Source organism: Sphingomonas sp. S2M10, from assembly GCF_012650175.1.
Lineage (GTDB): Bacteria > Pseudomonadota > Alphaproteobacteria > Sphingomonadales > Sphingomonadaceae > Sphingomonas.
In genome coordinates this window covers 38117-64230 of record NZ_JAAILI010000014.1, presented here as the reverse complement: position 1 = coordinate 64230, position 26114 = coordinate 38117, and the positions used below count along the sequence as shown (strand labels likewise).

Below are 26114 nucleotides of genomic sequence, written 5' to 3'. Positions count from 1 at the left end.
CGATGGCCGATGAAATCAACACGACCGAAGCGCCGGTCGAGGCGCAGGACGCCGGCCAGGACCAGGGCAACCGCGGCAATCGCGGTGGCCGTGGCGGCCGCGGCGGTGGCGAGCGCGGGGATCGCGGTGGCCGGGGCCGTGACGGCAACCGTGGCCGTCGCGACGACCGTCGCAACAACGAAGAACAAGGCGAGGAGCTCATCGAGAAGCTCGTCCACATCAACCGCGTCTCGAAGACGGTGAAGGGCGGCAAGCGCTTCGGCTTCGCAGCGCTCGTCGTCGTCGGCGACGGCAAGGGCCGTGTCGGCTTCGGTCATGGCAAGGCGCGCGAAGTGCCGGAAGCCATCTCGAAGGCGACCGCTTCGGCGAAGAAGGCTATGATCCGCGTTCCGCTGAAGGAAGGCCGCACGCTGCACCACGACGGCAACGGCCATTTCGGCGCAGGCCGCGTGACCGTCCGTTCGGCGCCCCAGGGTACCGGCATCATCGCCGGCGGCCCGATGCGCGCGATCTTCGAATCGCTGGGCGTGGCCGATGTGGTGACCAAGTCGGTCGGCACCTCGAACCCGTACAACATGATCCGCGCCACGTTCGAGGCCCTGGGTGAGCAGACTTCGCCGAAGTCGGTCGCGCAGCGCCGTGGCAAGAAGATCGCCGACCTGCTCGGCCGCGGTGGTTCGCAGACCGCCGAGGCGGACGCTGCGGCCGTTACGGAGTAATCGATCATGGCGAAGATCAAGATCAAGCAGATCGGCTCGCCGATCCGCCGCACCAAGGATCAGCGCGCCACGCTGATCGGCCTTGGCCTCAACAAGATGCACAAGGTTTCGGAGCTGGAAGACAGCCCCGAGGTCCGCGGCATGATCCGCAAGCTGCCGCACATGGTGGAAGTGATCGAGGGCTGAGGCTTCGGTTCGCTGACCCAAGCGACATTGGAAAAGGGCGGTGGGCAACCACCGCCCTTTTTCGTTTTTGGTTGCCCATCGCCCGCGCTAGGCAAAGGATCGCGATGCAGATATAGTCCGTGCGTGATCCACTTTCGTCGCGACAGTCATCGAATTAGCCGCCCAGTGTGATCCGTCAGGCTGGGTCCATATCGGCCAATTCAGATGTTTTGGGATTAGAAATGGAAAACGAACTTGTGCGCGACCGCCTGGCTATGCTGGCGGGCATGAAGCCTACTCTTAAAGAGGGCAGGTATTATTTCTGCACAACAAATGACGTGGACGTCGTTACCTCCCTTTCGAGTCGGAGTCTCGCAACGTTTCGGGAAAACGAGGGGGTTGCCCTGGTTCTTGAGGAGTCGGATGCGAAACGGCATGGTTTTTCACTGGCGATGCCTATGGCCCGGATTGTGCTGGAGGTATTTTCTGCCCTGGATGGCGTCGGGCTCACTGCTGGGGTGGCTACGGCGCTCGCCGACCACGGCATACCCTGCAATATGATTGCTGCATATTATCACGACAATGTATTCGTTCCGGAGGGGATGGCGCAAAGGGCCATCGAGATCCTCTCGCTGGTGCAACGTGAGGCTTGCGCGACGCGGAGTTGAGACTTGGTCGAGAGCGGCTGCTGCTAATCGGCGTTGGCCTTGCCATGCGCTTTGCCGATGCCGCCTAGTAAACAAGAGTCGACATTCCCCTCGCTCACCGCTATGAGCCCGCGCTTCCTTACAACGCGCGACAAAAGCGAAAGCGAGTGCACACATCATGAAGCTGAACGAACTCAACGACAACCAGGGCGCCCGTCATCGCCGCATGCGCATCGGCCGTGGTATCGGCTCGGGCAAGGGCAAGACCGGCGGCCGCGGCGTCAAGGGTCAGAAGAGCCGCGAAGGCGTCTCGATCAAGGGCTTCGAGGGCGGCCAGATGCCGCTCCACATGCGTCTGCCGAAGCGCGGCTTCAACAACATCTTCGCCAAGGACTATGCCGAGGTGAACCTGGGCGAGATCCAGAAGGCTGTTGACGCCGGCAAGCTGACCGGCACCGACATCGATCACGCCGCGCTGAAGGCCGCCGGCCTGGCCCGTGGCGGCAAGGACGGCGTGCGTCTGCTCGGCAAGGGCGAACTGACCGCGAAGCTGAACTTCACCGTCGCCGGCGTTTCCGCCGGTGCGCGCGAAGCGGTCGAGAAGGCCGGTGGCTCGGTCACCGTGCCGGAGATCGTTCCGGCCGCCGAGAAGCACAAGGCGAAGCACCGCACGGCCCAAGCCGCTGCCAAGGCTGCCAAGCAGGGCTGACGAAAGGCGAAGGCGGGGCTCCCAAGGCTCCGCCTTCCTTCGTGCTGGGCTTGCCCAAAGGCCGTTCTTTCTTCCTCGTCCACAGAAAAACGGCCCTTCGACAAGCTCAGGGCGATCGGGAATTGCGCAGCAGGGCTTAGACAAGCCGCGCGCAGGCCCTATATGCTTCCCCGCAGGGCGGGGGAGCGCCCGTCACTTATCCGGGACGAAGATACGAAATGGCATCCGCAGCCGACCAGCTGGCCTCCAGCATCAATCTGGCGAAGTTCAGCAAGGCCACCGACCTCAAGAAGCGCCTGTGGTTCACCCTCGGCGCGCTGATCGTCTTCCGCATGCTGAGCTATGTGCCGCTGCCGGGCATCGACCCGACCGCGCTCGGCCTGCTCGCGCAGCAGACCCAAGGCGGCGTGCTCGACTTCTTCAACAACTTCACCGGCGGCGCGCTGTCGCGCATGTCGATCGTGGCGATGGGCGTGATGCCCTATATCACCGCGTCGATCGTCGTGCAGCTGGCGACCTCGCTGTCGCCGCAGCTCAACGCGATCAAGAAGGAAGGCGAGAGCGGCCGCAAGCGGCTGAACCAGTACACCCGCTACGGCACGGTGCTGCTCACCGCGGTGCAGGGCTTCTTCCTGGTGCAGGGTCTGGAGGCCGCTGGCGCCGCCAAGGGGCTGAGCCCCGTGGTCGAGCCGGGCCTGGCCTTCACCCTCACCGCCGTGGTCAGCCTGATCGGCGGCACCATGTTCCTGATGTGGATCGGCGAGCAGATCACCAGCCGCGGCATCGGCAACGGCATCTCGCTGATCATCATGGCCGGCATCGTCGCCCGCCTGCCGGTCACGATCGTCCAGCTGTTCGAGAGCGGCCGTTCGGGCTCGATCGATCCGCTGCGGCTGATCTTCGTGATCGTCGGCGTCGCGCTGCTGGTGCTGTTCATCTGCTTCATGGAGCGCGCGCAGCGCCGCATCCTGATCCAGTATCCCAAGCGCCAGACCGCGCGCGGGGTGCAGGCCGAGCGCAGCCACCTGCCGCTCAAGCTCAACACCGCCGGCGTGATCCCCCCGATCTTCGCCTCGTCGCTGCTGCTGCTGCCGCTGACGATCACCCAGTTCGCCGGCCAGAGCGTGTCGGGCGAGAGCTGGATCGGCGACCTGATCTCGAACCTGAACATCTGGCTGCGCCACGGTTCGCCGATCTACATGTCGCTCTACGCGGCCGGCATCATCTTCTTCTCGTTCTTCTACACCGCGGTGGTCTTCAACCCCGAGGAGACGGCGGACAATCTGAAGCGCTATGGCGGCTTCGTCCCCGGCATCCGTCCGGGCAAGAACACCGAGCTGTATTTCGACTATGTGCTGACCCGCATCACCGTGATCGGTGCAGCCTATCTGACCATCATCTGCCTGGTCCCGGAATGGGCGTTCTCCGCGATGAGCATCCCGTTCCTGATGGGCGGCACTAGCCTTCTCATCGTCGTCAACGTAACCATGGATACGGTGACGCAGATCCAGTCGCACCTGCTGGCCCACCAGTATGGCGACCTGATCAAGAAGGCGAAGCTGAAGGGCGGCCGTGCGCGCTGATCGGCGCGGCGGCACTAGGGGAGGTACCTGTTGAACATCATCCTGTTGGGTCCGCCGGGGGCCGGTAAGGGCACCCAGGCAAAGCGTCTCGAGACCGAGCGCGGCATGGTGCAGCTGTCGACGGGCGACATGCTGCGCGCCGCGGTGAAGGCGGGGACGCCCACGGGCCTGAAGGCCAAGGCAGTGATGGAGGCGGGCCAGCTCGTCTCCGACGACATCGTCTCGGGCATCATCGGCGAGCGGCTCGACATGGCCGATACCGAGAAGGGCGCGATCTTCGACGGCTATCCGCGCACCTATGCGCAGGCCGAGTCGCTCGACGGGCTGCTCAGCGAGCGCGGCCGCAAGCTCGACTATGTGATCGAGCTGCTGGTCAACGAAGAGGCGCTGGTCGATCGCGTCGAGGGTCGCTTCACCTGCGCCAAGTGCGGCGAGGGCTATCACGACAAGTACAAGCTGCCCAAGGTGGAGGGCGTGTGCGACGTGTGCGGCTCTACCGAGTTCAAGCGCCGCCCCGACGACAATGCCGAGACGGTGCGCACCCGCATGGCGGAGTACCGCGCCAAGACCGCGCCGATCCTGCCCTTCTACGAGGCGAAGGGGCTGGTCCGGCGAGTCGACGGCATGGCCGATATCGACGAAGTGACGCGGCAGATCGCCGCGGTGCTCGACGGGCAGGGATAACGGGAAGGGCGGGGGAAACCCCGCCTTTTTTGATTCTGGGTGATTGCTTTGTTCGTTCCGGCCCCACTAGCGAACATTGGCGTGACCGGGCATTGTGTGACTGATGATCTCGCGAACTAAACTCATGGTGGGCCTTGCGGGCGGGGTGTTCGTTGCTGCCTGTTTCTACGTTGGTTACGCAAATGAGCTGCTGAAAGGCATCATTTCGCCTTGGAACCGCGCCGCCTTGCTTTCTGGCTTTCTCTTAGGCGCCGGAGCTGTTTCGCGGTGGATTGTGGCTCTCGATCTTCAACGAAATATGAAGCGAATCAACCGAGCAGGGGACGTGCGCCGGAAGGCCCGCTAGCTTCCCACAAACCACCGTCATCCCCGCGAAGGCGGGGATCCATTGGCGCTGGTATCCCGGTTCTTGCCCCCAGCGCACAGGCGGATGGATTCCCGCCTTCGCGGGAATGACGGTGGGGTGTCAGGCGGCAGTTTGCTCGCGCAATCTGGAGGTGCAGGGCGTGTATGCCGTGGCAATGTGCGAGCTAGAACCTCCACGTCGTACCTTCCCCTAACCCCTCCCGCAGGCGGGAGCGGGAATTAAGCCGATCCCCCTATCCGAAACGGGACGCGCCTCACCGCCGCACCCCTCACCGCGCTTGGCGTGCCGGGAACCTTGCTATATAAGGAGGGTTGAGCATTTTGCGGCTCCGCGGCGCTTGACAGTTCGCCTGCGGCCCCGTATCTCGCCCAACTTCCGGAACAGTAGATTACGGCGGCGCTCCATTGCGTGCGTCGTGCCGCTGCATTTCGGAAGGCAACGCTACGAGATGGGGCGCCGCTGCCATGCAGTGCCTCGTGGAGCTGGGAGAATATATTTCATGGCACGTATTGCGGGTGTTAACATCCCGACCAACAAGCGCGTCGTCATCGCGCTGCAGTATATCCACGGCATCGGCCCCGCAAAGGCCAAGGAACTCACCACGCAGCTCGGCATCGCGCCGGAGCGCCGCGTGCAGGACCTGAGCGACCAGGAAGTGTTGCAGATCCGCGAAGCGATCGACGCCGGCTACACCGTGGAAGGTGATCTCCGTCGCCAGGTGGCGATGAACATCAAGCGCCTGATGGACCTGGCCTGCTATCGCGGCCTGCGTCACCGCAAGGGCCTGCCGGTCCGCGGCCAGCGCACGCACACCAATGCGCGCACCCGCAAGGGCAAGGCCAAGCCGATCGCCGGCAAGAAGAAGTAAGCAGCGCTCTCCAGCGCGCACTTCTTCCCCCGAGGCCCCGCGCCTCCAGGCACCAAGCTTCTAGGTCAGGAAATTCCAAATGGCACGTGAACCGCAGCGTATTCGCCGTCGCGAACGCAAGAACATCACCGCCGGCGTCGCGCATGTGAACGCCAGCTTCAACAACACCATGATCACCATCACCGATGCGCAGGGCAACGCGATCAGCTGGTCGTCGGCCGGCATGATGGGCTTCAAGGGCTCGCGCAAGTCGACCCCGTACGCCGCCCAGGTCGCCGCCGAAGACGCCGGCCGCAAGGCTGCCGAGCACGGCGTTCGCACCCTCGAGGTCGAAGTGAAGGGTCCGGGTTCGGGCCGTGAGTCGGCGCTCCGCGCGCTGCAGGCGGTCGGCTTCCAGATCACCTCGATCCGCGACGTGACGGCGATCCCCCATAACGGCGTGCGGCCGTCGAAGCGTCGCCGCGTCTAAACGTCCTGCTTGCACCGCGGGCCCTGAGGCGGGTCTCGCGGTCTTGCAGTAGGTACCTGGCGGGGAATGCCTCCTCCCCGCCCAACATGAGGAAAGCCCGTGTCGGTCAACGCTAAGAACTGGCAGGAACTCAAGAAGCCCAACGGCCTCGAGAAGAAGCCCGGTGGCGATCCCAAGCGGAAGTCGACCTTCGTCGCCGAGCCGCTGGAGCGGGGCTTCGGCCTCACGCTCGGCAACGCGCTGCGTCGCGTGCTGCTGTCGTCGCTGCAGGGTGCGGCAGTGACCTCGATCAAGATCGAGAATGTGCTGCACGAATTCTCGTCGCTCGCCGGCGTGCGCGAGGACGTGACCGACATCGTCCTCAACGTGAAGCAGATCGCGCTCAAGATGCAGGGCGAAGGCCCCAAGCGTCTCCAGCTGTCGGCCACCGGCCCGGCGGAAGTGAAGGCGGGCGACATCGCGGTTTCGGGCGACATCGAAGTGATGAACCCCGAGCTGGTGATCTGCCACCTCGACGACGGCGCGACCCTGAACATGGAACTGACCGCGGACGTGGGTAAGGGCTATGTGCCCGCTACCGCGAACCGCCCGGCCGATGCGCCGATCGGCCTGATCCCGGTCGATGCGCTGTTCAGCCCGGTCCGTCAGGTGTCCTACAAGGTCGAGAACACCCGCGTGGGCCAGGAGCTCGATTACGACAAGCTCACGCTGACCGTCGAAACCGACGGCACGGTGACCCCGGAGGACTCGCTGGCCTATGCCGCGCGTATTCTCCAGGACCAGCTGGCGCTGTTCGTCCACTTCGACGATTCGTCGATCACCCGGGCAGCCCCGGTCGGCATGGCGCCGGCAGCGGCTCCGGCGGAAGGTGCTGCGGGCGATGCCGCGCAGATCAACCGCTATCTGCTCAAGAAGGTCGACGAGCTGGAGCTTTCGGTCCGCTCGGCCAACTGCCTCAAGAACGACAACATCATCTATATCGGCGATCTGGTCCAGAAGACCGAAGCCGAGATGCTGCGCACGCCGAACTTCGGCCGCAAGTCGCTCAACGAGATCAAGGAAGTCCTGTCCAGCATGGGCCTGCGCCTGGGCATGGAAATCCCGGGCTGGCCGCCCGAGAACATCGAGGAAATGGCCAAGAAGCTCGAGCAGGAGATCATGGGCTGAGCCGCACGCGGGTAGCGCGAGCTACCCGCGAGACGGCGATAGCCCGGCCGGCGAGCCGGCAACGGCTCGACCGACGACGCGGCTTCGCCGCGTCGGACCGGCAAGGGAAGTTTTGCGCGAGCCTAAACTTTCTAAACTTAGGGTTTTGGGCGGTGGCCCTGATCGCACCGCCTGGTCTGGGGTTCCGTCGAACGGCCCCTTAACGAACGAAGGAAGACACCATGCGCCATCGTGTAGGCGGTCGTAAGCTGCAGCGTACCTCGGCTCACCGTATTGCCCTGTTCCGCAACATGAGCGCCGCGCTCATCAAGCACGAGCAGATCACCACCACCGTCGCCAAGGCGAAGGAACTGCGCCCGTACGTCGAGAAGCTGATCACCCTCGCCAAGAAGGGTGGCCTGTCCAACCGTCGTCTGGCCCATGCGCGCCTGATGGACGACGCCCAGCTGGTGAAGCTGTTCGACGTGCTGGCCGCGCGCTATGCCGATCGCAACGGTGGCTATACCCGCATCATCAAGGCCGGCATCCGCGCCTCGGACGCGTCGCCGATGGCGATCATCGAGTTCGTCGACCGCGATGTCTCGGCCAAGGGCCAGGATTCGGGTCCGGTGATGTCGGACGAGGATTTCGACGAAGCCGCCTGATCGGCATTTCGTTCGGAATGAACAAGGGAAGGGCGGTCGCTGGTGCGGCCGCCCTTTTCTTTTCTTCGCCCCCTCCCGCAAGCGGAGGCGGACTAGAAGCCCTTCCACCCACCCAAGTTTCGTTTCGCTTGCAAACCCGCCGGCGCTCCCCATTTCCGCCGCCGAACAGGGTGCATCGCCTCGGCAGGCGGTGCTGGAGGAACAACATGTCTCGCAAGTCCAAACGGGCGCGGCGGTCCGCGCCCATCGATGTCGGCGCGTGGATCGCCGCGCTGCTGGCGCTGTCGCCGCTCGCGGCCTTTGCCTGGGCGATCGAGCTTACCGGCTTTGCTTGAGCCGGGGCGCCGGCCTGCCTAGGGTGGGCGCATTCTCAGGGAGCCCTTGAATGCGCCGTGCATTGATCCTGCCGTTACTCTTTGCCAGCCCCGCCTTTGCCCAGACCCCCAAGCCGGAGACGACCGCGCCGATGTCCAACTTCGCCTATCCCGAAACCCGCCGCGTCGATGTGGTGGACGAACAGTTCGGGGTGAAGGTCGCCGATCCGTATCGCTGGCTGGAAAACGACGTCCGCAACGACACGCAAGTGGCCGCCTGGGTTGAGGCCGAGAACAAGGTGACCGACGCCTATCTGGCGACGCTGCCGGGGCGCGCGGCGCTGAAAGGCCGGATCAAGCAGCTGTTCGATTATGAGCGATTCGGCCTGCCCGAGCAGAAGGGCGGCCACTATTTCTATGCGCACAACAGCGGCCTGCAGAACCAGGCGGTGTTGTTCGTCCGCGACGGCCTGAACGGCCAAGGCCGCGTGCTGATCGACCCCAATGGCTGGTCGAAGGACGGCGCCACCGCGCTTGCCGAATGGCTGCCGAGCGAGGACGGCAAGCTGCTCGCCTATTCGATCCAGGACGGCGGCACCGACTGGCGGACGATCAAGATACTCGACGTTGCCACCGGCAAGGAGACCGGCGACACGGTGAGCTGGGCCAAGTTCACCATGGGCGTGGCGTGGGCGAAGGACGGCAGCGGCTTCTTCTATTCGCGCTATCCCGAGCCGCCGGCGGACGCCAAGTTCCAGGCGCTCAATGAGAACCACCGCGTCTATTTCCACAAGCTCGGCACCCAGCGGAGCGCCGATCGGCTGGTCTATGAGACGCCTACGACGCCCAAGCAGAGCCATTATGCCGGCATCACCGACGATGGCCGCTATCTGGTGATCAGCACCAGCGAAGGGACCGACAACAAGAATCTCGTCCACATCGTCGATCTCAAGGATCGCGCCTGGAAGGCGAAGACCGTCATCGGCAAGCTCGAGCATGACTGGTCGGCGATCGGCAATGTCGGAACGAAGTTCTGGTTCGCGACCGACGACGGCGCCCCGCGCCAGCGGATTGTCACCATCGATCTCGCCGATCCGGCGCTGACCCCGCACGAGGTGGTGCCCGAGCAGAAGGAGACGCTGGCCGGCCAGTCGATCGTCGGCGACCGGTTGATCCTCAGCTACATGGTCGATGCCGCCACCGAGGTGCGCCGCTACACGCTGGACGGCAAGGCCGACGGCAAGGTGGCGCTGCCGGGGATCGGCACCGCGAGCGGCTTTGGCGGGCATCCGCATGACGGCGAAACCTTCTTCGCCTTCACCAGCTTCAACTATCCGACGACGATCTTCCGCTACGACGTCAAGACCGGCAAGGCCGAGCCCTGGGCGCAGCCCAAGGTCGCCTTCAACCCGCAGGACTATGCGGTCGAACAGCGCTTCTACGCATCGAAGGACGGCACCAGGGTGCCGATGTTCATCGTCAAGAAGAAGAGCGTCACCGGCCCCGCGCCGACGATCCTCTACGGCTATGGCGGGTTCAACATTCCGATCACCCCGGGCTTCTCGGCGGGGCGGCTGGCGTGGCTGGAGCAGGGCGGCGTGTTCGTCGTGGCCAACATCCGCGGCGGCGGCGAATATGGCAAGGCGTGGCACGATGGCGGCCGCCTCGCCAACAAGCAGAACGTGTTCGACGATTTCATCGGCGCGGGCGAGTATCTGATCCGGGAAGGCATCACCGGCAAGGGCCAGCTGGCGATCCAGGGCGGATCGAACGGCGGCCTGCTGGTCGGTGCGGTCACCAACCAGCGTCCCGACCTGTTCGCTGCGGCGCTGCCCGCGGTGGGCGTGATGGACATGACCCGCTTCGACCGGTTCACCGCCGGGCGCTACTGGGTGGATGACTATGGCTATCCGTCGAAGGAAGCGGACTTCAAGCGGCTCTACGCCTATTCGCCCTATCACAACATCAAGAGCGGCGTGGAATATCCCGCGATTCTGGTGAGCACGGCGGATACCGACGACCGCGTGGTGCCCGGCCACAGCTTCAAATACACGGCGGCGCTCCAGCATGCGCAGATCGGCGACCGCCCGCATCTGATCCGCATCGAGACTCGCGCCGGCCATGGCTCGGGCAAGCCCACCGACAAGGTGATCGAGGAAACCGCCGACCTCTGGGCGTTCGCCGCCAAGTGGACCGGGCTCGCGATCCGAGACGGCGGGGCGCGGTGACGCCAGGCACGGCCGGCAGCGGACATCCGCGCGCCGGCCGTGCCCGGATCGGTAGAAAGGTCAGCTGAGGACATTCACGAAAGGATCGTAGCTATAGGTCTTGTTCGACATGTTGATGTTGAGGCTATACTGGTAGGTGCCTGCTGCCGTGCCGTTGTTGATCACGCAGGTCCAATAGGGAACGCCGGCCGGGGTCTGCTGCTGGCTCAGCTTCTGGAACACGCCATCGTCGATGCACTGGCCGGTGAAGCCCGAAATCGCGACATTGTCGTCGGGATTGATCGGATAGGTGGTCCACACCAGCACATCGCCGGTATGGCATGGCGTGGTCAGCTCGCTGCCGCCCTCCGAAGTTCCCTGATAGCCTGTAGTGTCGATCATATACAGGCCCTGCGTTATTGTATTGCCACTGGCGGTGGATTGCGCGGTCTCGACGTCGATTGGAATCATGATATTGATGGTTGCCACGGTATGATCCTCTCAAAATCATTTGGAGTCGGCTAAGTCCGACGTTGTCTTATCGGTTATTCATACCAAATTGGGTAAGCGATGTTTGGTCCGTAACGGTGAGGCAAATGTCTCCATTGTCACTCTATTGAAGATTTTGAAGAATTGTGTCGGTCACCATTATGGGCGAAGGCGAGGGGCCGATGATCGTTGGCGCAGTGGCGCGACTGCTTTGACACTGGGCACGTGGCAGCCCACCTAGACTCAATGACGACGCCCATCCCTTCGCGCGATCGAACCGATGCAGGTGCCGCGCCTGCGCTGCGTGCGTCGGGCGGGCGTGCGCTGACCGTTGCGGAAAAAGGGCTCGCGACGAGTGTGTTCGGCAGCGCGATCGACCTCGATCCGGTGCGGATCTTCCGGCGGAAATGGTTTCCCTTCCAGCCGCGCAATGTGACGATGGCGCCACGCGGCCATCTCCACTTCCATCCGGCGGGCGATGCCTACCGGGAGTGCTTCGCCACCGCCGGGCTGGGGCTGCAGGGGCACCTGATCCACGAACTCGTGCACGTCTGGCAGCACCAGCAGGGGCTCAACCTGGTGCTGCGGCGGCACCCCTTTTGCCGCTACCACTACAGCATCAAGCCGGGCTGGACGCTGGCGCGCTACGGCATCGAGCAGCAGGCGGAGATCGTTCGCCACGTCTTCCTGTTGCGCCAAGGTGCAACGGTGCCGGGAGCGCCGCCGCTGGCGACGCTGGAGACGATCCTGCCGTTCGGGACAGGGTAGGCGTAGCGCACCGTCCTTAGCCGTCATCCCCGCGAAGGCGGGGATCCATTGGCGCTGGTGCGGCGGTTCTCTCCCCCGGGCGTCCTGGCAAATGGATTCCCGCCTTCGCGGGAATGACGAGGGTAGTGGGGCGGAGGTGCGCCCACCCTAGACCCTACTCCGCCGGCGGTTCCCACAGCTCGATCGGATTGCCCTCCGGATCGTGGATGCGGGCGAAGCGGCCGGTTTCCGGCGTGTCCCACTCGGCGCGCGTTTCGATCGCCACGCCCGCGGCGTTGAGCTGCTCCAGCAACCCGTCGAGATCGACCACCCGCAGGTTCAGCATCACCTGCTTGTCCGCGGCGTAATAGGTGCTGTCCGGCTGGAACGGCTGGAAGATGACGCCGCCGGGTTCGGGATACCAGAACCACGGGCTTGCCTGACCGCTGGCATCGGTGCCGCACCCGCCGCCGACGCCCAGCATTTCCTGGTACCAGCTTTTCAGCCCCTCCGGATCCTCCGCCCGAAAGAAAAAGCCGCCAAGTCCCACTACCGGCATGTCCTTCCCCCCGATCAGGCGGCCTGGGCGATCTCCTCGCCGGCCGCGGCTTCCAGCAGGCGCCGCTCGATCGTCTTGAGTCGCGACGTCGAGCTGATCTTATCGCCGATCAGGTCGGTCAGGTAGAAGGTATCGACCGCGCGCTCGCCATAGGTGGCGACATGCGCCGAATGGATCGTCACCTTCGACTGGAACAGCGCATTGGCGAGGCTGTAGAGCAGTGCCGGCCGATCGCGGGCATTCACTTCGATGACGGTGAAGCGGTTCGATGCCTTGTTGTCGATGAACACATTGGGTTCGATCGAAAAGGCATCTGCGCGCGGCCGTACCGGCGCCTTGGTCTTGAGCCGCTCGGAAAGTCGTGCCCGGTTGGCCAGCGCATCGGCGATGCCGGTCTTGAGCCGATTCAGCCGCGCCTCTTCGTCGAACGGCTGGCCGAACGGGTCCTGCACCAGGAAATTGTCGAGCGCCATGCCGTCGCGCGTGGTGTGGATGCGCGCGTCGATGATGTTGCCGCCGGCGACATGGATAGCGCCGGCGATGCGATAGAACAGGCCGGGATGGTCGGCGGCATAGACCGTTACCAGCGTCGCGCCGCGATCGGGATAGACCTGTGCCTCTACATGCAGCGTCGCGTTGCCGGCCTCGGCCACCATCGCAGCGTTGCGCGCCAGCACGTCGACCGGCTCGGCAATCCAGTAGCTTTCGGTGAAGCGCTTCCTGAACGCCTCGAACCTTGCCGGTTCCCACCCGAGTGCCGCGCCCAGCTCGTCCTGCTTGGCGGCGATCCGTTCGGTGCGGCCGCGCTGCTTGTGGCCGAGCCGCAGCACTTCCTCGGCGGCTTCATAGAGCCCGCCGAGCAGCTGGCGCTTCCAGCCGTTCCACACGCCGGGACCGACCGCGCGGATATCGACCACGGTCAGCGCCAGCAGCATGCGCAGCCGCTCGGCGCTCTGCACCTGGGCGGTGAAGTCGAGGATCGTCTTGAAGTCGGCCAGGTCGCGCTTGAATGCGGTGGCGGACATCAGCAGGTGCCAGCGCACCAGCCAGGCGACCATCTCGGTCTCGCCGGGGGTGAGGCCCAGCCGCGGGCACAGCCGCTCGGCGACTTCGGCGCCTAGGATCGAATGGTCGCCGCTGCGGCCCTTGGCGATGTCGTGCAGCAGCACCGCGACGTAGAGCGCACGCCGCGAGGCGAGCTGGTGGAGAATGCCGCTGGCCAGCGGATGGTCTTCCTTGAGCTGGCCCTTCTCGATCCTGCTGAGCAGCCCGATCGCGCGGATCGAATGCTCGTCCACCGTATAATGGTGGTACATGTCGAACTGCATCTGCGCGACGACGCGGCCGAAGTCCGGCACGAAGCGGCCGAACACGCCCGCCTCGTTCATCCAGCGCAGCACCGTTTCGGGGTCGCGCTTCGAGGTGAGCACGTCGAGGAACAGCGCGTTGGCGCGGGGATCGTTGCGGACGTCGTCGACCAGCTTGGCGTCGCGGGCGGCGGCGCGCATCGCGAGCGGGTGGATCTCCACCTCATGCTGGTCGGCGAGCGCGAACAGTTCGATCAGGCGGACCGGATCCTCGCGGAAGAAGGTATCGCGGGGCAGCGCCAGCCGGCCGCGCTCGAGCACGAAGCCCTTGAGCTTGCGCCGTCCGCGCCACAGCGCCGGGAAACCGAAGCGGCGGCCGCGCGCGGCGAACTTCTCGTCGAGATGCGCGAGGAAGACGCCGGTGAGGTCGCCCACCACCTTCGCCTGGAGGAAGTAATAGCGCATGAACCGCTCCACCTTGGACATGCCCGGCCGATCGGCGAAGCGCATTCGATCGGCGATCTCGCGCTGCACGTCGAAGGTGAGGCGGTCCTCGGGGCGGTTGGTGATCAGGTGGAGCTGGCAGCGCACCGCCCAGAGGAAATTCTCGGCACGGCGGAACTGGCGATACTCCGCGGGTGTCAGCAGCCCGGCCTCGACCAGCTCGGCGGGCTCGCGGACATTATAGGCGAACTTGCCGATCCAGAAGAGCGTGTGGAGGTCGCGCAGGCCGCCCTTGCCTTCCTTCACATTGGGTTCGACGACATAGCGGCTGTCGCCCATCTTCTTGTGCCGGGCGTTGCGCTCTTCCAGCTTGGCAGTGATGAAGCCGCGCGCGCTGTCGGCCTGGATCTCGGCCTTGAAGCGCTTCGCCGCCTCGTCATACAGCTCGGTATCGCCCCAAACGTAGCGCGCCTCGAGCAGCGCGGTGCAGACGGTGACGTCGGCCTTGGCCTGTCGCACCATCTCGTCCAGCGAGCGGGACGAATGCCCCACCTTCAGCCGCATGTCCCACAGCGAATAGAGCATGGATTCGATCACCTGCTCGCTCCAGCCGGTGACCTTCCAGGGGGTAAGGAAGCCGATATCGATATCCGAATGCGGCGCCATTTCGCCGCGGCCATAGCCGCCCACCGCGATCAGCGTCATCCGCTCGGCGGCGGTGGGGTTGGCATTGGGGTGGAGCCGCTCGACGGTAAAGTCCCAGAGCAGGCGAAGGATCTGGTCGGTGAGGAAGGCGCCGGCCGCTGCTGCCTCGAGTCCGCGCGAGGGATGCTCGGCGAGGCGGCGCGCGATCTCGGCGTGGCCGGCGTCGAGCGCCGCCTTGAGTTCGGTGGCGCCTGCCTGGCGCAGCGCAGCGGTGTCGCGCGCCTCCAGCGCGGCGAGGCGCTCGGCGACGGCGCGGCGGTCGATCAGGGCGCGACGATGGGGAACGGAAGCGAAGCGGGTCGGCATGGGGAGTCAGATAGGAGGAATTGGGGGGAAGTTCACGCGGGAAGGGAGGGGGGAAGACGATTTAAGCCCCTCCCCTTCGGGGGCGGGTCTATTGCTGGCCTCACCGTCTGCGCGGGAACCAAAACGCAGTCACGCGGGTAGGGCGCGCAACCCCTTGCGGAGACGCCATTTGCCCGTGAAGACCCGCTCCATCGCGGCGACGCTGCTGCTCCTCGCTCCGCTCGCAGCCTGCAACAGCCCGCAGGCCGCCGACACCAACGCGACGGCGATCGCCAACGGGCCCGTCGTCGCGCGCCCCAGCCCGACGCCGTCCCCCAGCACCATGTTGGTGGCAGAGGACGGAACCGTGCCCCATTCCGCCGCCAGGCACTGCCGCTTCGAGGTCGATGGCAAGACGCTGCTCGACGGTCGCTGCCAGGTCTATCCGATGGGCGACGGCGGCTACACGCTGAACACCTGGAGCGCGGGCAAGCCCGCCCAGTCGCACTTCGCCGTCGTCACCACCCGCGCCGACGGCAAGGCGGATGCGACCTGGAACCAGGATCCCGACGACGACAAGGCGATGGACCCGCTCGGCGTGGTCACGCTGCAGAACGGCTGCTGGGTGAACGGCCGAACCCGGATCTGTGCGCAGTGATCGTGCGCGGCGCGGAACAGGCCGGCGCCTCGGCCCGTTGACCGTGCCGTAACCGAAAGGAGATCTCGATGGCCACTGCCAGCAAGACGCCGAAGTCCACCACGCCCCGCAAGCGCACGCCCAAGGCTGCCACCACCACATCGGCGGCCGACGCCAAGGCCGAGCCGGCGGCGGCAAAGCCCGCGCCCAAGCCGCGCCCCAAGCGCACGCCCAAGGCAGCGGCTGCTGCGGCCAAGGTCCAGAAGCGCTCGACGCTGGGTCGGACGGGAATCGCAGCGATCGCCGCAACCGGGCTGGGCGCCATCGGCGCGATCGCCTTCGGCATCCTGCGCAACCGTCGCGCCGCCGCCGAACCGGGCACCGTGCCGACCGACCTGATGGGCGACAGCCATCCGGATGGAAGCCAGCGCGCGATCGAGCAGTTTCGTCCCGATCCCACCGCGTCGATCCCGGCCAATGAGCGCGAGGCCTTCGCGCCGGCACTGGCGGGCGGGTCGGCTCCGACGCTGGTCGCCGGCCAGGCCGACGAGCTTCGCCGCAACGACGCGGCGCCGTCCTGATCCTCCCCGGATCGGCACGGCCGCGCAACCTTCCGCGCGGCCGCGCATTGCCCACGCACTTCCAACAGGGATCAGGAGAGAGACCCGATGCGCATCTTCGCTTTGAGCATGGTCGCTGCAGCGACGCTGGTTTCCGGTTGCACCGAAGGCGGCTACGGCCTCGGCAGCGCCGGCGATCGCGGCTACCGCCAGTACGACTATAACCGCCCGGATCCGGCCTATAACGGCTATTATGCCGATCGCTATTATCGCGACAATCCGCGCGCCCACGCGCGTCGCCTGTCGCAGAATGATCGCGTCTATCGCGGCCAGGACGGGCGCTATTATTGCCGCCGCAACGACGGCACGACCGGCCTGATCGTCGGCGGCGTCGCCGGCGGCCTGCTCGGCAACATCATCGCGCCCGGTGGATCGCAGACGCTGGGCACGCTGCTCGGCGCAGCGGCGGGCGCGGCGGCGGGTCGCTCGATCGATCGCAACAACGTCACGTGCAAGTGATAGCAACGGGCCGGGGTCCATTCCCCGGCCCGTTCTTTTCCAGGAGCCTGCCATGACCACGCGCACCGCCACCGCCCGGTACACCGGCTTCGGCAAGGAGGGCAAAGGCCAGCTGACCAGCCCTTCGGGCGTACTGGAGGCGACTCCCTACAGCTTCAACACGCGCTTCGGGGACGAGAAGGGCACCAATCCGGAAGAGCTGATCGCGGCGGCGCATGCCGGCTGCTTCACCATGGCGCTGAGCTTCGCGCTCGCCCAGGCGGACTTCACCGACGGCACGCTCGAGACCACCGCGGCGGTGAAGCTGGAGCAGGACGGCGACGGCTTCACCATCACCCGTTCGGATCTGAAGTTGCACGCCGAAGTGCCCGGCATCAGCGAGGAGCAGTTCGAGGCGCTCGCCAAGGGTGCCGAGGCGAACTGCCCGGTGTCCAAGCTGCTCAAGGCCCAGATCGCCCTGGAGTGGGAACTGGGCTGAACCCTATCCCCAAAGGGGTGTGGAGAGGGCGGGCGGGTGCGGATCGCACCCGTCCGTTCTCGTATCGTGGGTCAGCCGCGCGTGTTCACCGCATAGAGCGCCACGGCGGCGGCGTTCGACACGTTCAGGCTTTCCACCTTGGGCGAGATCGGCAGGCGGGCCAGTTCGTCGCAATGCGCCTCGGTATTCTGGCGCATCCCTTCGCCTTCGGCGCCGAGCACCAGCGCGACGCGGCCCTCGCCCATCACTTCGCCCAGCGTCGCCTTGGCATGGCCGGTGAGGCCGACGCGCCAGAAGCCCGCCTCGGCGATCTCGTCCAGCGCGCGCGACAGGTTCACCACGCGCACCCAGGGCACCACCTCCAGCGTCCCTGCCGCCGAGCGGGCGAGGGTGCCGGTCTCGGGCGGCGCGTGGCGGTCCTGCGTGACGATGCCGAGCGCGTCGAACGCCGCCGCCGAGCGCAGGATCGCGCCGACATTGTGCGGATCGGTTACCTGGTCGAGCACCAGCAGCGGGCGCTTGTCCTCGGCGCCCTGTTCGAGCAGATCGCCGAGCCAGATCTCCTCGAGCGGGTCGACTTCGGCCACCAGGCCCTGGTGCGGCGCGTCCGACGGCACGAGGCGGCCGAGATCGGCGACGTCGGCATAGGTGATCGGGATGACCGGGGGCAGGTCCAGCGCCGACAGCGCCTCGCGCGTGCCCCAGATCTTGCGCACCGTCCGCTCCGGGTTCGCGAGTGCCGCGAGCACCGCGTGGCGGCCGTAGAAGCGCGGCCGCGATGCAGGGGCTTGGCTGGGACGATGGCCTCGACGTTTCATCAGTGTGCGGACTCCGGGAAGGGATAGAAACGATCGGCCGGGGTCGGCGCGGTCGCAAGCGGCGCGCGCGGCAGCGGCTGATCGCTGTTGGCGGCGTTGATCAGGAATGCGGCGAGGATGGTTGCGCCCTGGCGCATATCGTCGGCCTTCAGATGATCGAACGTGTCGACGTCCGTATGGTGCACCATGGAGCCATAGTCGAGGGGGTCCTGGATGAACTGGAACGCGGGAATGCCGACCGCGTCGAAGAAGACATGGTCGGTGCTGCCGGTACGCCGCGCGGAGACCATCGTTGCGCCCATGGCGTGGAACGGCGTGAACCACTGCTCGAAGATCGGCATCACCGCAGTGTTGCCCTGTGCATAGATGCCGCGGATCTTGCCCGATCCATTGTCCAGATTGAAATAGGCGGCGAGCTTGCCGTGGTCCGGCCCCGGCGTGATCGGGAAGGCGCGGCTCCAGGTCATGTAGCGGACGATGCCGCCCGCGCTGGGGTCGACCGGGCGCTTGGCGACGTGCGCTTCGACATAGGCCATCGAACCGAGCAGGCCCTGTTCCTCGCCTGCCCACAGCGCGAAGCGGATCGCGCGCTTGGTCCTGATGCCGGAGGCGCGGATGATGCGTGCCGCTTCCATCACCATTGCGCTGCCCGCGGCGTTGTCCGCCGCGCCGTCGCCCATCGCCCAGCTGTCGAGATGCGCGCCGGCCATCACATAGCCCGCCTTGGGATCGGTGCCGGGGATGTCCGCCAGGATGTTGTAGGCCTTGGTGTCGCTGTCATCGAAGCGATTGACCGAGTCGATCTCCAGCGTCGGCCTGGCGCCCATCTTGGCGAGGCGGGCGAGGCGGCGATAATCCTCGGCCGCGATCTCGATGCCCGGCAGGGTACCCGACTGGCCGACCTGGAACTGGCTGTTCTGGCCGTGGACCAGCTTGCCGTTGCGGCTGGACATGATCGCATAGCCGATCGCGCCCTCTTCCTTGAGGAAGGCGTCGCGCTTGCCGGCGAAGGTGTAGCGGGCCGGGTTGAACGGGCGCTCGCCATCACCGTTGGGCAGGTCGTAGAAGTCGCGCTTGGCCAGTTCCTCGACGCTCCAGCGCTTGAACGCGGGCTCGGTGGGGTCCTCGATGTCCTTGGGTTCGGTGATCAGCACCACCTTGCCCTTCAGCTTGCCCCTGTACTGCGCGAAGGCGGCCTCGTCCGCGAGCGGGGCGAGCACGACCTCCCCGGTGACCGCACCATTCGTGCCGGGGGTCCAGGGCAGGGGGGCGGCGATCAGCTGGAGCGGGCGGGGGGCGACCATGCGCACCGCCAGCTTCTCGTTCGACCAGCCGCGGCCGAACGCGAAGCCTTCCTTGTGGACGTCCACCAAGCCCCATTCGCGGAACTTGGCCTGGGTCCAATCCTCGGCCTTGCGGATGCCCGGCGAGTTGGTGAGGCGGGCGCCGATCACGTCCGTCAGATACTGCGCGATTCGCATCACCTCGCTGTGGTTGGTGCCCTGATCGATCACGCGGTCGGTGGGGGTGGTCTGGATCGTCTGGGCGGCGATCGGCGCGCTGGCGAGCAGCGCGGCGGTGAGAGCAAGCAAGGTGCGACGCATTGGTTATCCCCCCAAAAAAGTGAAGGCGGGACGCTATGCGCGCAAAAGAGTGCACGCAAGGCGTTGACAGGTTCGATCCGCTTCGGCATTGGGCCCACCTCGCTCGCAAGCGGCGGTCTCCATGGATAGGTGGCCGAGTGGTTAAAGGCAGCAGACTGTAAATCTGCCGGGCTTCGCCCTACGGTGGTTCGAATCCATCCCTATCCACCACCGCCGCTGCGAGCGATCCTACCTCGATCGCATCGGAAGGCACGACGACCAGGCGCTGCGCGGAGATCGCGCGCTCAGCGAGTGTCGTAGAGCGCCAGCGTGCGATCGCGATATTCGATCAGTTGCAGCAGGTGATCCAGTTCGCAGATGCGCTGCACCGGCGCGCCTTCGCGGATGGCGGTTTCGATCTGCTCGAGAAGATAGGCCGCACTCCCGGACCCGTGCGTCAGATAAACGGCTTCTGCGCGCTCGAGTAACGTGGAAAGCGGCGTCACGGGGCTTCCTTGCAAGCGAAGTCTGGATTATATTCAAAATGAACCTAGTGAAGCAATGCGCAATGGCTTGCGATTGCGTTCAACCGTGCTCTAGGTGTGTCCCGCGTCGGGATAACTCCTGACTTGTTCCTGCGTACTCAAAAATCCAATGTGGATATAAAGATACGCGAGTTTTTGATAATGGATGAACGGGGCGCAGGGATCGAGACGGTGTGCACGCATCTTGTGCATGCGATTGCGCTGCTCGACCGGCTGGGCGAAGACGCCGAAGCAGCCAATATCTCGCTTTCGCTCGAACGATTGACGACGAAGCACGGCATCATGGTGCCGTCGGGTGCGCTGCGCGATCCAAGATGAGATCGAAGTAGCGGTCCAGCGCGGCGCCGGTCTTCTCGCTCAATTCCAGATAGGTGAACCGCCGGTCGGTGGCCAGGCTGCGCTTGTGGATCATGCCGCGTCGGGCAAGCGCGTTGATCCAGCGCAATGCCGTGGTGGTCGGCACCCCCGATGCGGTGCAGGCCGCGGAGGTCGAGACATCCTTGCCGTCCGCGCGGCTGACATACAGCGTCAGCAGGATGTTGAACGCCGGATCCGCGAACAGATCCTGGGCGACTTCCCGCTCCAGCAGGGCTCTGCCCCAAAGGATGATGCGCGCCAGGTCGAGCCGGCCGAACGGAGTTTTCCGCGAATCGCCGGGCGACGGGGCGTCACCAGCGAACTGTGTGAAAAGCCTCTTGATTTCGCTCAGCCGCGCATCGACTTCATCGAATAGTTCGGTGCCGCGCACCCCCAATTTGTCCTCCATCGTTGCCCGTGCTTAGGCATCGTTCGTTACCTGATCAACATATGGACGTCCTTAGGACGGCTTAAACCTTTGAAGCCGTGAATAGTTGATGCCACCGGATCTGGGAGACGTCAAAAGACTGCGGCCACCAATTGCCGAAACGCATCAGCGCGGTGACTCATCGCGTGTTTTGCCACTGGATCCATTTCGCCGAACGTTTCCACATGGTCCATGGGCACGAACATCGGATCATAGCCGAAGCCGTTTTCGCCGCGTGGTGGCCAGGCAAGCGTGCCATGGACACGACCTTCGAACCATTCGACATGGCCGTCGGGCCAGGCAAGTGCCAGTGCACAGACGAAGTGCGCGGCGCGACTGGTCTCGGGCGGCAGCGCGTCGAGCTTTTCCTGTACCCGTCGCATCGCCAGACCGAAGTCGCGTCCTTCGAACGGAGCGGCGGGCGCGAGGCCGTCCAGGCCGGGCGCCGCCATGCCCCAGCGGGCGGAATAGATGCCCGGGGCGAGCCCCAGCGCCTCGACGCACAGCCCTGAATCGTCGGCCAGGGCAGGCAGGCCGGACAGGTCCGCCGCCTGCAGCGCCTTGAGCTCGGCGTTGGCGACGAAGCTGGTGCCGGTCTCCTCGGGCTCGGGCAGGTCGAGCTCGGCGGCAGAGACCGGCTCGATCCCATAGGGACCGAGCAGTTCGCGGATCTCGCGCACCTTGCCTTCATTGTGGCTGGCGATCACCAGCTTGCCGGGTGCCAGCTTGCGGATCGCCTGGGGGGCGTCGCCTTCGCCGCTCATCCGATGGCCTTCAGCTGGGCGTCGAAGATGCGCGCGCAGCCGATACGGGCGAGGCGGAGCAGGCGCAGCAGGCCTTCCTCGTCATAGGTCGCGCCCTCGGCGGTGGCCTGTGCCTCGGCGATGTTGCCGTTGGCGAGCAGCACGAAATTGGCGTCGGCATCGGCGGCCGAATCCTCGGGGTAATCGAGGTCGAGCACCGGCGTGCCCTGGTAGATGCCGCAGCTCACCGCCGCCACCTGGGTGGTGATCGGATCGGTTGTGATCGCGCCTTCCGCGATCAGCTTGTTGACCGCGAGGCGCAGCGCCACCCAGGCGCCCGAGATCGCTGCGGTACGGGTGCCGCCATCGGCCTGGAGCACGTCGCAGTCGAGCGTGATCTGGCGTTCGCCGAGCAGCTTGAGGTCGGTGACGGCGCGGAGAGAGCGCCCGATCAGCCGCTGGATTTCCTGGGTGCGGCCCGATTGCTTGCCCTTGGCGGCCTCGCGCTGGCCACGGGTGTGGGTGGCGCGGGGGAGCATGCCATATTCGGCCGTCACCCAGCCTTCGCCCTTGCCGCGCAGGAACGGCGGCACGCGCTCTTCGACGCTGGCGGTGACCAGCACGCGCGTGTCGCCGAAGCCGATCAGCACCGAGCCTTCGGCATGGCGCGTGAAGTTCGGCGTGATGGTGATTTCCCGCATTTCGTCGGGGGCGCGGCCGGATGGGCGCATGCGATTCAGTCTCCCTAAAGATCGAGCCGGGCACCTAGACCGTGGCGGCGCGTTCCGCCAGTCTTGCACGATCAGGGGAGAAAGACACCTATGCGCCCGTTGGTTGCACTGGTTTTCGGCGGGGCGATGCTCGGCGGCTGCATTCCGCAGGGGGCACCGCCCGAACGGCTTGCGCGTCCGGCGCCTGTCAGGCCTTCCCGCCCGCTACCGCCATCGGTCGGCAATGGGATGCCGGCGGGGCCTATCGTGCGCGGCGAGATGATCCGGTACGCCACCAGCCCGTGTGGCGGGGCATGCCCGGTCTACACCGTCACCGTGCGGCACGACGGCACCGGCACCTTTGAGGGGCAGCGCTTCACGGCGGTGAGCGGCGCGCGCGACTTCCGGGTGTCGCCTGCGCAATATGAGGCGTTCCTCACCCGCCTCGCGCCCTACCGACCGCGTACCGGCAGCATCCGCACCGCACCGGGCACGCCGGCGTGCGGCCCGCATGCCACCGACATGCCGAGCGTCGAGGTCCAGTGGGACGGGAAGGCGGGGCACCGCGCCTTCGCCTATTATTTCGGCTGCGACCGCACGCGGAACCCCGGCATTGCCGACGCGCTGGGATCCGCGCCCGACCTGCTGCCGATCGCAAGTCTGATCGGCGCGCGGCCTTGAAGCCGACCCGTCGCACCGCCTAGATAACAGCCACCATGATCACGCCGCCGATCCACGAGCTGACCGACCGCGCGCGCGACGTGTTCCGCATCGTGGTGGAATCCTATCTCGACAATGGCGCGCCGGTGGGATCGCGCACCATCTCGCGCATCTCGGCGCTCAACCTGTCGCCGGCGTCGATCCGCAACGTGATGCAGGATCTGGAGGAGCTGGGCCTGCTCGCGGCACCGCATACCAGCGCCGGCCGCATGCCCACCGAAAGCGGCCTCCGGCTGTTCGTCGACGGGATGATGCAGGCCAGCGAGCCCTCGGTCGAGGAGCGCGCGGCGATCGAGGCGCGGGCAGGCGCGGGCGGCCCGGTGGAAGACGCCATCGCCGGCACCACCGCGGCACTGTCCGGGCTATCCGCCTGCGCCGGCCTCGTCCTCGTGCCCAAGGCCGAGACGGTGCTGCGCCAGTTCGGCTTCGTGCCCTTGAGCCAGGACCGCGCGCTCGCGGTGCTGGTCGGCGAGGACGGCTCGGTGGAGAACCGCGTGGTCGAGCTGCCCGGCGGCGTCGATCCGATGTCGCTGCAGCGCGCCGCCAATTACATGAGCGCGACGCTCGCCGGGCTGACGCTCGCCGAGGCGCGCGGCCGGATCGAGCGCGAGCTCCGCCAGCAACAGGCCGCGCTCGACGCCGCCGCCGCCGATCTGGTCGAACGCGGCCTCGCCGTATGGAGCGAGGACAGCGGCCGCCGCCCGGTGCTGATCGTGCGCGGCCAGGCCCGGCTGATTGACACGCACGCCGCCGAGGATCTCGACCGCGTCCGCCAGCTGCTCGACGAGCTGGAGGGCAAGGAGGAGATCGCGCGGCTGCTCGACAGCGCCCGCGAAGGCGAGGCGGCGCGGATCTTCATCGGTGCCGAGAACAAGCTGTTCGCGCTGTCCGGCTCGTCGGTGATCGCCAAGCCGGTGCGCTCGCTCGACGGTCGGGTGGTCGGCGTCGTCGGCGTGATCGGCCCGACCCGGTTGAACTATGCGCGCGTCGTGCCCATGGTGGATTTTACGGCGGCCACACTGGCCCGTTTGCTGGCCTGAAGAAAACAGGGAACCATGTCCGAGAACACCGAACATACCGAACCGACCCAGGGCGAAACGCTGCGCGACGAGACCGCGCAGGCAGCACCCGAAGTGGCGGAGCACGATCGTGTCGCCGAACTGGAGGCGCAGCTGGCCGAGGCCAAGCAGGCGCATCTGTACGTTCAGGCCGACATGCAGAATCTCCGCCGCCGCACCGAGAAGGAAGTGGCGGACGCGCGTGCCTATGCGGCGACCAGCTTCGCCCGCGACATCCTCTCCGTCGCCGACAATCTCGGCCGGGCGCTGCAGGCGATCCCCGCCGAGCTGCGCGAGGACGAGAAGATGAAGGGCCTCGTCACCGGCCTGGAGGCCACCGGCCGCGAGCTGGAGGCGATCTTCGGCCGCCACGGCATCTCCAAGGTGGTGGCGCTGGGCGAGACGCTCGACCCCAACAAGCACCAGGCGATGATGGAAATGCCCGTCGCCGACAAGGAACCCGGCACCGTGGTGCAGGAGATCCAGTCCGGCTACATGATCAAGGACCGGCTGCTCCGCCCGGCGCTCGTCGCCGTCGCCAAGAAGCCCGACTGACCGGCCTTCGCCCCGCTCCGAACCGGGGCGGGGCCTTGCCGCACCGGCCCGGCAACCCGGCGCAATTCCCGGCGCCGCCATTGCATTCCGGCCGATGAAAGCCCACATAGGGGCTGCTGAAGTCGCAAATCGTTGGTCTCTGGTGCTTTGCGGCTCCGTTTTCCTTCCATCCCTGCCCCTGAAGCGCGAGGTCCGCCCACACGGGGCGCGCCGACAATGCAAGGAAAACACATGAGCATCACTGGCACCGTCAAGTTCTTCAACGCCGACAAGGGCTATGGCTTCATCGCGCCGGATACCGGCGGCAACGACGCCTTCGTCCACATCACGGCGGTGGAGCGCGCCGGCATGATCACGCTGCAGCAGAACCAGCGCGTGACCTACGAACTGGAGCAGGACCGCCGCGGCAAGATGGCGGCGGTCAACCTCCAGGCGGCCGACTGACCTGAACCCGAAGCGGCGGTCCCATCCGGGGCCGCCGTTTTCGCATGTCCCTCCCTCTTTCCCCAGCGAGGACACCCCCGCCGATGACCGAAATCGAACTGTTCCGCGCCCGCGCCGACGAAGCCGGCACCGCCGCCGCCAACTGCGATCTCGACAATGTCCGCGAGCGGCACCTCCGTTCCCAGGCCGCCTGGGAAGCCATGGCCGTCCGCGCCGAGCGGGTCGCCACCCAGCGCGCGCTCAACGAGGCCGAAAAAGAGGCGCGCGTCGCCGCCTTCTGACCGGCCGCCTGCCATAGCCGCCGCCCCCGCGCGGCGACGTCACCGCGGCCGATGGGTGGTGCCGATGCCGGGGGTGATGAAGATCGCGGTGCAGCTCCCGCCCGGCGCGACATCGGCGGTGTGCCACGTGCCGGCCGGGTTGATCGCATAATCGCCCGGCGCGAGCGTCACGCTCTCGGTGTTGCCGTCGGCATGTTCCTGGTGGAGCGTGCAGGCGCCCTGGGTGCAGATCACCAGCTCCGCGCCGTGCGGGTGCATCTCCCACGAGTCCCAGCTTGTCGAGAAGGCGAACTGCGAGACCAGCCGGCCCTCCAGCCCGTCCGCTTCGTGGCGGGCGGCATAGGCCTCGAACCAGTCGGGGCCGGTGAAATCGGGCTCGACGCTGGCGCTGGCGGCGCGGCCGAGATGGGCGGGGTTGGTGGGGAGGTGGGGCATGAAGATATTGACCCGAGAGCTGCGGCGCGGATTACACCCATACGGCTGCTCGATCGCATAATAGACCTTTTATAGCGAGCCGATTTTCGACAGATTGGGGATGTTGAAAGGGAGGGGGAGCGTCGTGAAGATAACCGCGATAAGAGCTAGTAATTTCAGGACACT

General features: G+C 66.1%; 33 protein-coding genes and 1 tRNA gene. 24 read left to right on the top strand and 10 right to left on the bottom strand.

Going from position 1 to position 26114, the window contains the following annotated elements:
* Positions 1–2: 2 nt before the first annotated feature.
* The 12 genes from rpsE (at position 3) to S2M10_RS05025 (ending at position 10564) form a co-directional block, all read left to right on the top strand.
* Entirely contained in the window at positions 3–719 is a 717-nt protein-coding gene (gene rpsE / locus S2M10_RS05075) for a 30S ribosomal protein S5 (RefSeq protein WP_168845188.1), read from the top strand.
* A 6-nt stretch (positions 720–725) separates the two neighbouring features.
* Entirely contained in the window at positions 726–905 is a 180-nt protein-coding gene (rpmD, locus tag S2M10_RS05070; RefSeq protein ID WP_019369689.1) for a 50S ribosomal protein L30, read from the top strand.
* A 221-nt stretch (positions 906–1126) separates the two neighbouring features.
* Complete coding sequence (locus tag S2M10_RS05065) at positions 1127–1552, top strand: ACT domain-containing protein (protein WP_168845187.1); 426 nt, start codon at positions 1127–1129, stop codon at positions 1550–1552.
* Between the two features lie 157 nt (positions 1553–1709).
* Positions 1710–2240 carry a 50S ribosomal protein L15 gene (gene rplO, locus S2M10_RS05060; protein WP_168845186.1) on the top strand — a complete coding sequence of 177 codons (531 nt, stop codon included), beginning with the start codon at positions 1710–1712 and terminating at the stop codon, positions 2238–2240.
* A gap of 218 nt (positions 2241–2458) precedes the next feature.
* A complete protein-coding gene (gene secY, locus S2M10_RS05055; protein ID WP_168845185.1) occupies positions 2459–3823 on the top strand; it encodes a preprotein translocase subunit SecY in 1365 nt (454 codons plus the stop codon).
* Positions 3824–3853: 30 nt separating this feature from the next.
* On the top strand, positions 3854–4507 hold the full coding sequence (locus S2M10_RS05050; RefSeq protein ID WP_168845184.1) for an adenylate kinase: 654 nt from the start codon (positions 3854–3856) through the stop codon (positions 4505–4507).
* Between the two features lie 866 nt (positions 4508–5373).
* Positions 5374–5742, top strand: a complete 369-nt coding sequence (rpsM, locus tag S2M10_RS05045) for a 30S ribosomal protein S13 (protein WP_010545744.1) — start codon at positions 5374–5376, stop codon at positions 5740–5742.
* 79 nt (positions 5743–5821) lie between these two features.
* Complete coding sequence (rpsK, locus tag S2M10_RS05040) at positions 5822–6211, top strand: 30S ribosomal protein S11 (RefSeq protein WP_019368402.1); 390 nt, start codon at positions 5822–5824, stop codon at positions 6209–6211.
* Positions 6212–6310: 99 nt separating this feature from the next.
* On the top strand, positions 6311–7378 hold the full coding sequence (locus S2M10_RS05035; RefSeq protein WP_168845183.1) for a DNA-directed RNA polymerase subunit alpha: 1068 nt from the start codon (positions 6311–6313) through the stop codon (positions 7376–7378).
* A 221-nt stretch (positions 7379–7599) separates the two neighbouring features.
* The gene (rplQ, locus tag S2M10_RS05030) at positions 7600–8022 is read left to right on the top strand and encodes a 50S ribosomal protein L17 (protein ID WP_019368405.1); all 423 of its coding nucleotides are present in this window, start codon (positions 7600–7602) and stop codon (positions 8020–8022) included.
* A 206-nt stretch (positions 8023–8228) separates the two neighbouring features.
* Positions 8229–8357 carry a hypothetical protein gene (locus tag S2M10_RS22925; RefSeq protein WP_282098026.1) on the top strand — a complete coding sequence of 43 codons (129 nt, stop codon included), beginning with the start codon at positions 8229–8231 and terminating at the stop codon, positions 8355–8357.
* Positions 8358–8407: 50 nt separating this feature from the next.
* Positions 8408–10564, top strand: a complete 2157-nt coding sequence (locus S2M10_RS05025) for a prolyl oligopeptidase family serine peptidase (RefSeq protein WP_168845182.1) — start codon at positions 8408–8410, stop codon at positions 10562–10564.
* A 60-nt stretch (positions 10565–10624) separates the two neighbouring features.
* Here S2M10_RS05025 and S2M10_RS05020 read toward each other — a convergent pair whose 3' ends face one another.
* Entirely contained in the window at positions 10625–11014 is a 390-nt protein-coding gene (locus S2M10_RS05020; RefSeq protein WP_211090880.1) for a hypothetical protein, read from the bottom strand.
* A gap of 264 nt (positions 11015–11278) precedes the next feature.
* Here S2M10_RS05020 and S2M10_RS05015 point away from each other — a divergent pair, with 264 nt between their 5' ends.
* Positions 11279–11800 (top strand): vgr related protein, encoded by a 522-nt coding sequence (locus S2M10_RS05015; RefSeq protein WP_247650653.1) that lies wholly within the window; start codon positions 11279–11281, stop codon positions 11798–11800.
* A gap of 154 nt (positions 11801–11954) precedes the next feature.
* On the opposite strand, the gene S2M10_RS05010 is transcribed toward S2M10_RS05015, so the two are convergent.
* Positions 11955–12338: a VOC family protein gene (locus S2M10_RS05010; protein WP_168845180.1), complete on the bottom strand. Its 384-nt coding sequence runs from the start codon at positions 12336–12338 to the stop codon at positions 11955–11957.
* A gap of 14 nt (positions 12339–12352) precedes the next feature.
* Positions 12353–15100, bottom strand: a complete 2748-nt coding sequence (locus S2M10_RS05005; protein WP_168845179.1) for a [protein-PII] uridylyltransferase — start codon at positions 15098–15100, stop codon at positions 12353–12355.
* Between the two features lie 175 nt (positions 15101–15275).
* Here S2M10_RS05005 and S2M10_RS05000 point away from each other — a divergent pair, with 175 nt between their 5' ends.
* From S2M10_RS05000 to S2M10_RS04985, 4 genes are all read left to right on the top strand, one after another.
* Positions 15276–15737, top strand: coding sequence for a hypothetical protein (locus tag S2M10_RS05000; protein ID WP_168845178.1), 462 nt, complete (start codon positions 15276–15278; stop codon positions 15735–15737).
* Positions 15738–15805: 68 nt separating this feature from the next.
* Positions 15806–16297: a hypothetical protein gene (locus tag S2M10_RS04995; RefSeq protein WP_168845177.1), complete on the top strand. Its 492-nt coding sequence runs from the start codon at positions 15806–15808 to the stop codon at positions 16295–16297.
* A gap of 87 nt (positions 16298–16384) precedes the next feature.
* On the top strand, positions 16385–16795 hold the full coding sequence (locus tag S2M10_RS04990) for a glycine zipper 2TM domain-containing protein (protein WP_168845176.1): 411 nt from the start codon (positions 16385–16387) through the stop codon (positions 16793–16795).
* A gap of 52 nt (positions 16796–16847) precedes the next feature.
* The gene (locus S2M10_RS04985; RefSeq protein ID WP_168845175.1) at positions 16848–17273 is read left to right on the top strand and encodes an OsmC family protein; all 426 of its coding nucleotides are present in this window, start codon (positions 16848–16850) and stop codon (positions 17271–17273) included.
* Positions 17274–17344: 71 nt separating this feature from the next.
* On the opposite strand, the gene rlmB is transcribed toward S2M10_RS04985, so the two are convergent.
* Positions 17345–18091, bottom strand: coding sequence for a 23S rRNA (guanosine(2251)-2'-O)-methyltransferase RlmB (gene rlmB, locus S2M10_RS04980; protein ID WP_168845174.1), 747 nt, complete (start codon positions 18089–18091; stop codon positions 17345–17347).
* On the bottom strand, positions 18091–19695 hold the full coding sequence (locus tag S2M10_RS04975; RefSeq protein ID WP_168845173.1) for a M20/M25/M40 family metallo-hydrolase: 1605 nt from the start codon (positions 19693–19695) through the stop codon (positions 18091–18093). The genes rlmB and S2M10_RS04975 overlap by 1 nt, the downstream gene beginning before the upstream one ends.
* Before the next feature lie 123 nt (positions 19696–19818).
* On the opposite strand from S2M10_RS04975, the gene S2M10_RS04970 reads away from it, so the two are divergent.
* Positions 19819–19905 (top strand) — tRNA-Tyr (locus S2M10_RS04970).
* 74 nt (positions 19906–19979) lie between these two features.
* Here S2M10_RS04970 and S2M10_RS04965 read toward each other — a convergent pair.
* Positions 19980–20180, bottom strand: a complete 201-nt coding sequence (locus tag S2M10_RS04965; RefSeq protein WP_168845172.1) for a hypothetical protein — start codon at positions 20178–20180, stop codon at positions 19980–19982.
* A gap of 123 nt (positions 20181–20303) precedes the next feature.
* Between S2M10_RS04965 and S2M10_RS04960 the strand changes: the two genes are divergently transcribed.
* On the top strand, positions 20304–20537 hold the full coding sequence (locus S2M10_RS04960; protein WP_168845171.1) for a hypothetical protein: 234 nt from the start codon (positions 20304–20306) through the stop codon (positions 20535–20537).
* Here the strand turns inward: S2M10_RS04960 and S2M10_RS04955 are convergent.
* The 3 genes from S2M10_RS04955 to rph form a co-directional block, all read right to left on the bottom strand.
* Positions 20500–20985 carry a transcriptional regulator gene (locus S2M10_RS04955; RefSeq protein ID WP_168845170.1) on the bottom strand — a complete coding sequence of 162 codons (486 nt, stop codon included), beginning with the start codon at positions 20983–20985 and terminating at the stop codon, positions 20500–20502. The genes S2M10_RS04960 and S2M10_RS04955 overlap by 38 nt on opposite strands.
* A 110-nt stretch (positions 20986–21095) precedes the next feature.
* Positions 21096–21767 (bottom strand): RdgB/HAM1 family non-canonical purine NTP pyrophosphatase, encoded by a 672-nt coding sequence (gene rdgB, locus S2M10_RS04950; RefSeq protein ID WP_168845169.1) that lies wholly within the window; start codon positions 21765–21767, stop codon positions 21096–21098.
* Positions 21764–22477 (bottom strand): ribonuclease PH, encoded by a 714-nt coding sequence (rph, locus tag S2M10_RS04945; RefSeq protein ID WP_168845168.1) that lies wholly within the window; start codon positions 22475–22477, stop codon positions 21764–21766. Before rph ends, rdgB begins: the two co-directional genes overlap by 4 nt.
* A 258-nt stretch (positions 22478–22735) precedes the next feature.
* Here rph and S2M10_RS04940 point away from each other — a divergent pair, with 258 nt between their 5' ends.
* The 5 genes from S2M10_RS04940 to S2M10_RS04920 all read left to right on the top strand — a co-directional run bounded on the left by S2M10_RS04940 (position 22736) and on the right by S2M10_RS04920 (position 25514).
* Positions 22736–23137 (top strand): DUF6438 domain-containing protein, encoded by a 402-nt coding sequence (locus tag S2M10_RS04940; RefSeq protein WP_247650652.1) that lies wholly within the window; start codon positions 22736–22738, stop codon positions 23135–23137.
* Between the two features lie 35 nt (positions 23138–23172).
* The gene (gene hrcA, locus S2M10_RS04935) at positions 23173–24216 is read left to right on the top strand and encodes a heat-inducible transcriptional repressor HrcA (RefSeq protein WP_168845166.1); all 1044 of its coding nucleotides are present in this window, start codon (positions 23173–23175) and stop codon (positions 24214–24216) included.
* Between the two features lie 15 nt (positions 24217–24231).
* Positions 24232–24789, top strand: coding sequence for a nucleotide exchange factor GrpE (gene grpE / locus S2M10_RS04930; protein ID WP_168845165.1), 558 nt, complete (start codon positions 24232–24234; stop codon positions 24787–24789).
* A gap of 231 nt (positions 24790–25020) precedes the next feature.
* Positions 25021–25233, top strand: coding sequence for a cold-shock protein (locus S2M10_RS04925; RefSeq protein ID WP_010544313.1), 213 nt, complete (start codon positions 25021–25023; stop codon positions 25231–25233).
* A gap of 83 nt (positions 25234–25316) precedes the next feature.
* On the top strand, positions 25317–25514 hold the full coding sequence (locus tag S2M10_RS04920; protein ID WP_168845164.1) for a hypothetical protein: 198 nt from the start codon (positions 25317–25319) through the stop codon (positions 25512–25514).
* 39 nt (positions 25515–25553) lie between these two features.
* Here S2M10_RS04920 and S2M10_RS04915 read toward each other — a convergent pair whose 3' ends face one another.
* Entirely contained in the window at positions 25554–25949 is a 396-nt protein-coding gene (locus S2M10_RS04915; protein ID WP_211090878.1) for a cupin domain-containing protein, read from the bottom strand.
* Positions 25950–26114 lie beyond the last annotated feature (165 nt).

Bases quoted from the DNA above. Each gene is read 5' to 3' on its own strand.
- rpsE (WP_168845188.1), top strand. From the start codon at position 3: ATGGCCGATGAAATCAACACGACCGAAGCGCCGGTCGAGGCGCAGGAC.
- rpmD (WP_019369689.1), top strand. From the start codon at position 726: ATGGCGAAGATCAAGATCAAGCAGATCGGCTCGCCGATCCGCCGCACC.
- S2M10_RS05065 (WP_168845187.1), top strand. From the start codon at position 1,127: ATGGAAAACGAACTTGTGCGCGACCGCCTGGCTATGCTGGCGGGCATG.
- rplO (WP_168845186.1), top strand. From the start codon at position 1,710: ATGAAGCTGAACGAACTCAACGACAACCAGGGCGCCCGTCATCGCCGC.
- secY (WP_168845185.1), top strand. From the start codon at position 2,459: ATGGCATCCGCAGCCGACCAGCTGGCCTCCAGCATCAATCTGGCGAAG.
- rpsM (WP_010545744.1), top strand. From the start codon at position 5,374: ATGGCACGTATTGCGGGTGTTAACATCCCGACCAACAAGCGCGTCGTC.
- rpsK (WP_019368402.1), top strand. From the start codon at position 5,822: ATGGCACGTGAACCGCAGCGTATTCGCCGTCGCGAACGCAAGAACATC.
- rplQ (WP_019368405.1), top strand. From the start codon at position 7,600: ATGCGCCATCGTGTAGGCGGTCGTAAGCTGCAGCGTACCTCGGCTCAC.
- S2M10_RS22925 (WP_282098026.1), top strand. From the start codon at position 8,229: ATGTCTCGCAAGTCCAAACGGGCGCGGCGGTCCGCGCCCATCGATGTC.
- S2M10_RS05025 (WP_168845182.1), top strand. From the start codon at position 8,408: ATGCGCCGTGCATTGATCCTGCCGTTACTCTTTGCCAGCCCCGCCTTT.
- S2M10_RS05020 (WP_211090880.1), bottom strand. From the start codon at position 11,014: ATGATTCCAATCGACGTCGAGACCGCGCAATCCACCGCCAGTGGCAAT.
- S2M10_RS05015 (WP_247650653.1), top strand. From the start codon at position 11,279: ATGACGACGCCCATCCCTTCGCGCGATCGAACCGATGCAGGTGCCGCG.
- S2M10_RS05010 (WP_168845180.1), bottom strand. From the start codon at position 12,338: ATGCCGGTAGTGGGACTTGGCGGCTTTTTCTTTCGGGCGGAGGATCCG.
- S2M10_RS05005 (WP_168845179.1), bottom strand. From the start codon at position 15,100: ATGCCGACCCGCTTCGCTTCCGTTCCCCATCGTCGCGCCCTGATCGAC.
- S2M10_RS04995 (WP_168845177.1), top strand. From the start codon at position 15,806: ATGGCCACTGCCAGCAAGACGCCGAAGTCCACCACGCCCCGCAAGCGC.
- S2M10_RS04990 (WP_168845176.1), top strand. From the start codon at position 16,385: ATGCGCATCTTCGCTTTGAGCATGGTCGCTGCAGCGACGCTGGTTTCC.
- S2M10_RS04985 (WP_168845175.1), top strand. From the start codon at position 16,848: ATGACCACGCGCACCGCCACCGCCCGGTACACCGGCTTCGGCAAGGAG.
- rlmB (WP_168845174.1), bottom strand. From the start codon at position 18,091: ATGAAACGTCGAGGCCATCGTCCCAGCCAAGCCCCTGCATCGCGGCCG.
- S2M10_RS04975 (WP_168845173.1), bottom strand. From the start codon at position 19,695: ATGCGTCGCACCTTGCTTGCTCTCACCGCCGCGCTGCTCGCCAGCGCG.
- S2M10_RS04955 (WP_168845170.1), bottom strand. From the start codon at position 20,985: ATGGAGGACAAATTGGGGGTGCGCGGCACCGAACTATTCGATGAAGTC.
- rdgB (WP_168845169.1), bottom strand. From the start codon at position 21,767: ATGAGCGGCGAAGGCGACGCCCCCCAGGCGATCCGCAAGCTGGCACCC.
- rph (WP_168845168.1), bottom strand. From the start codon at position 22,477: ATGCGCCCATCCGGCCGCGCCCCCGACGAAATGCGGGAAATCACCATC.
- S2M10_RS04940 (WP_247650652.1), top strand. From the start codon at position 22,736: ATGATCCGGTACGCCACCAGCCCGTGTGGCGGGGCATGCCCGGTCTAC.
- hrcA (WP_168845166.1), top strand. From the start codon at position 23,173: ATGATCACGCCGCCGATCCACGAGCTGACCGACCGCGCGCGCGACGTG.
- grpE (WP_168845165.1), top strand. From the start codon at position 24,232: ATGTCCGAGAACACCGAACATACCGAACCGACCCAGGGCGAAACGCTG.
- S2M10_RS04925 (WP_010544313.1), top strand. From the start codon at position 25,021: ATGAGCATCACTGGCACCGTCAAGTTCTTCAACGCCGACAAGGGCTAT.
- S2M10_RS04920 (WP_168845164.1), top strand. From the start codon at position 25,317: ATGACCGAAATCGAACTGTTCCGCGCCCGCGCCGACGAAGCCGGCACC.
- S2M10_RS04915 (WP_211090878.1), bottom strand. From the start codon at position 25,949: ATGCCCCACCTCCCCACCAACCCCGCCCATCTCGGCCGCGCCGCCAGC.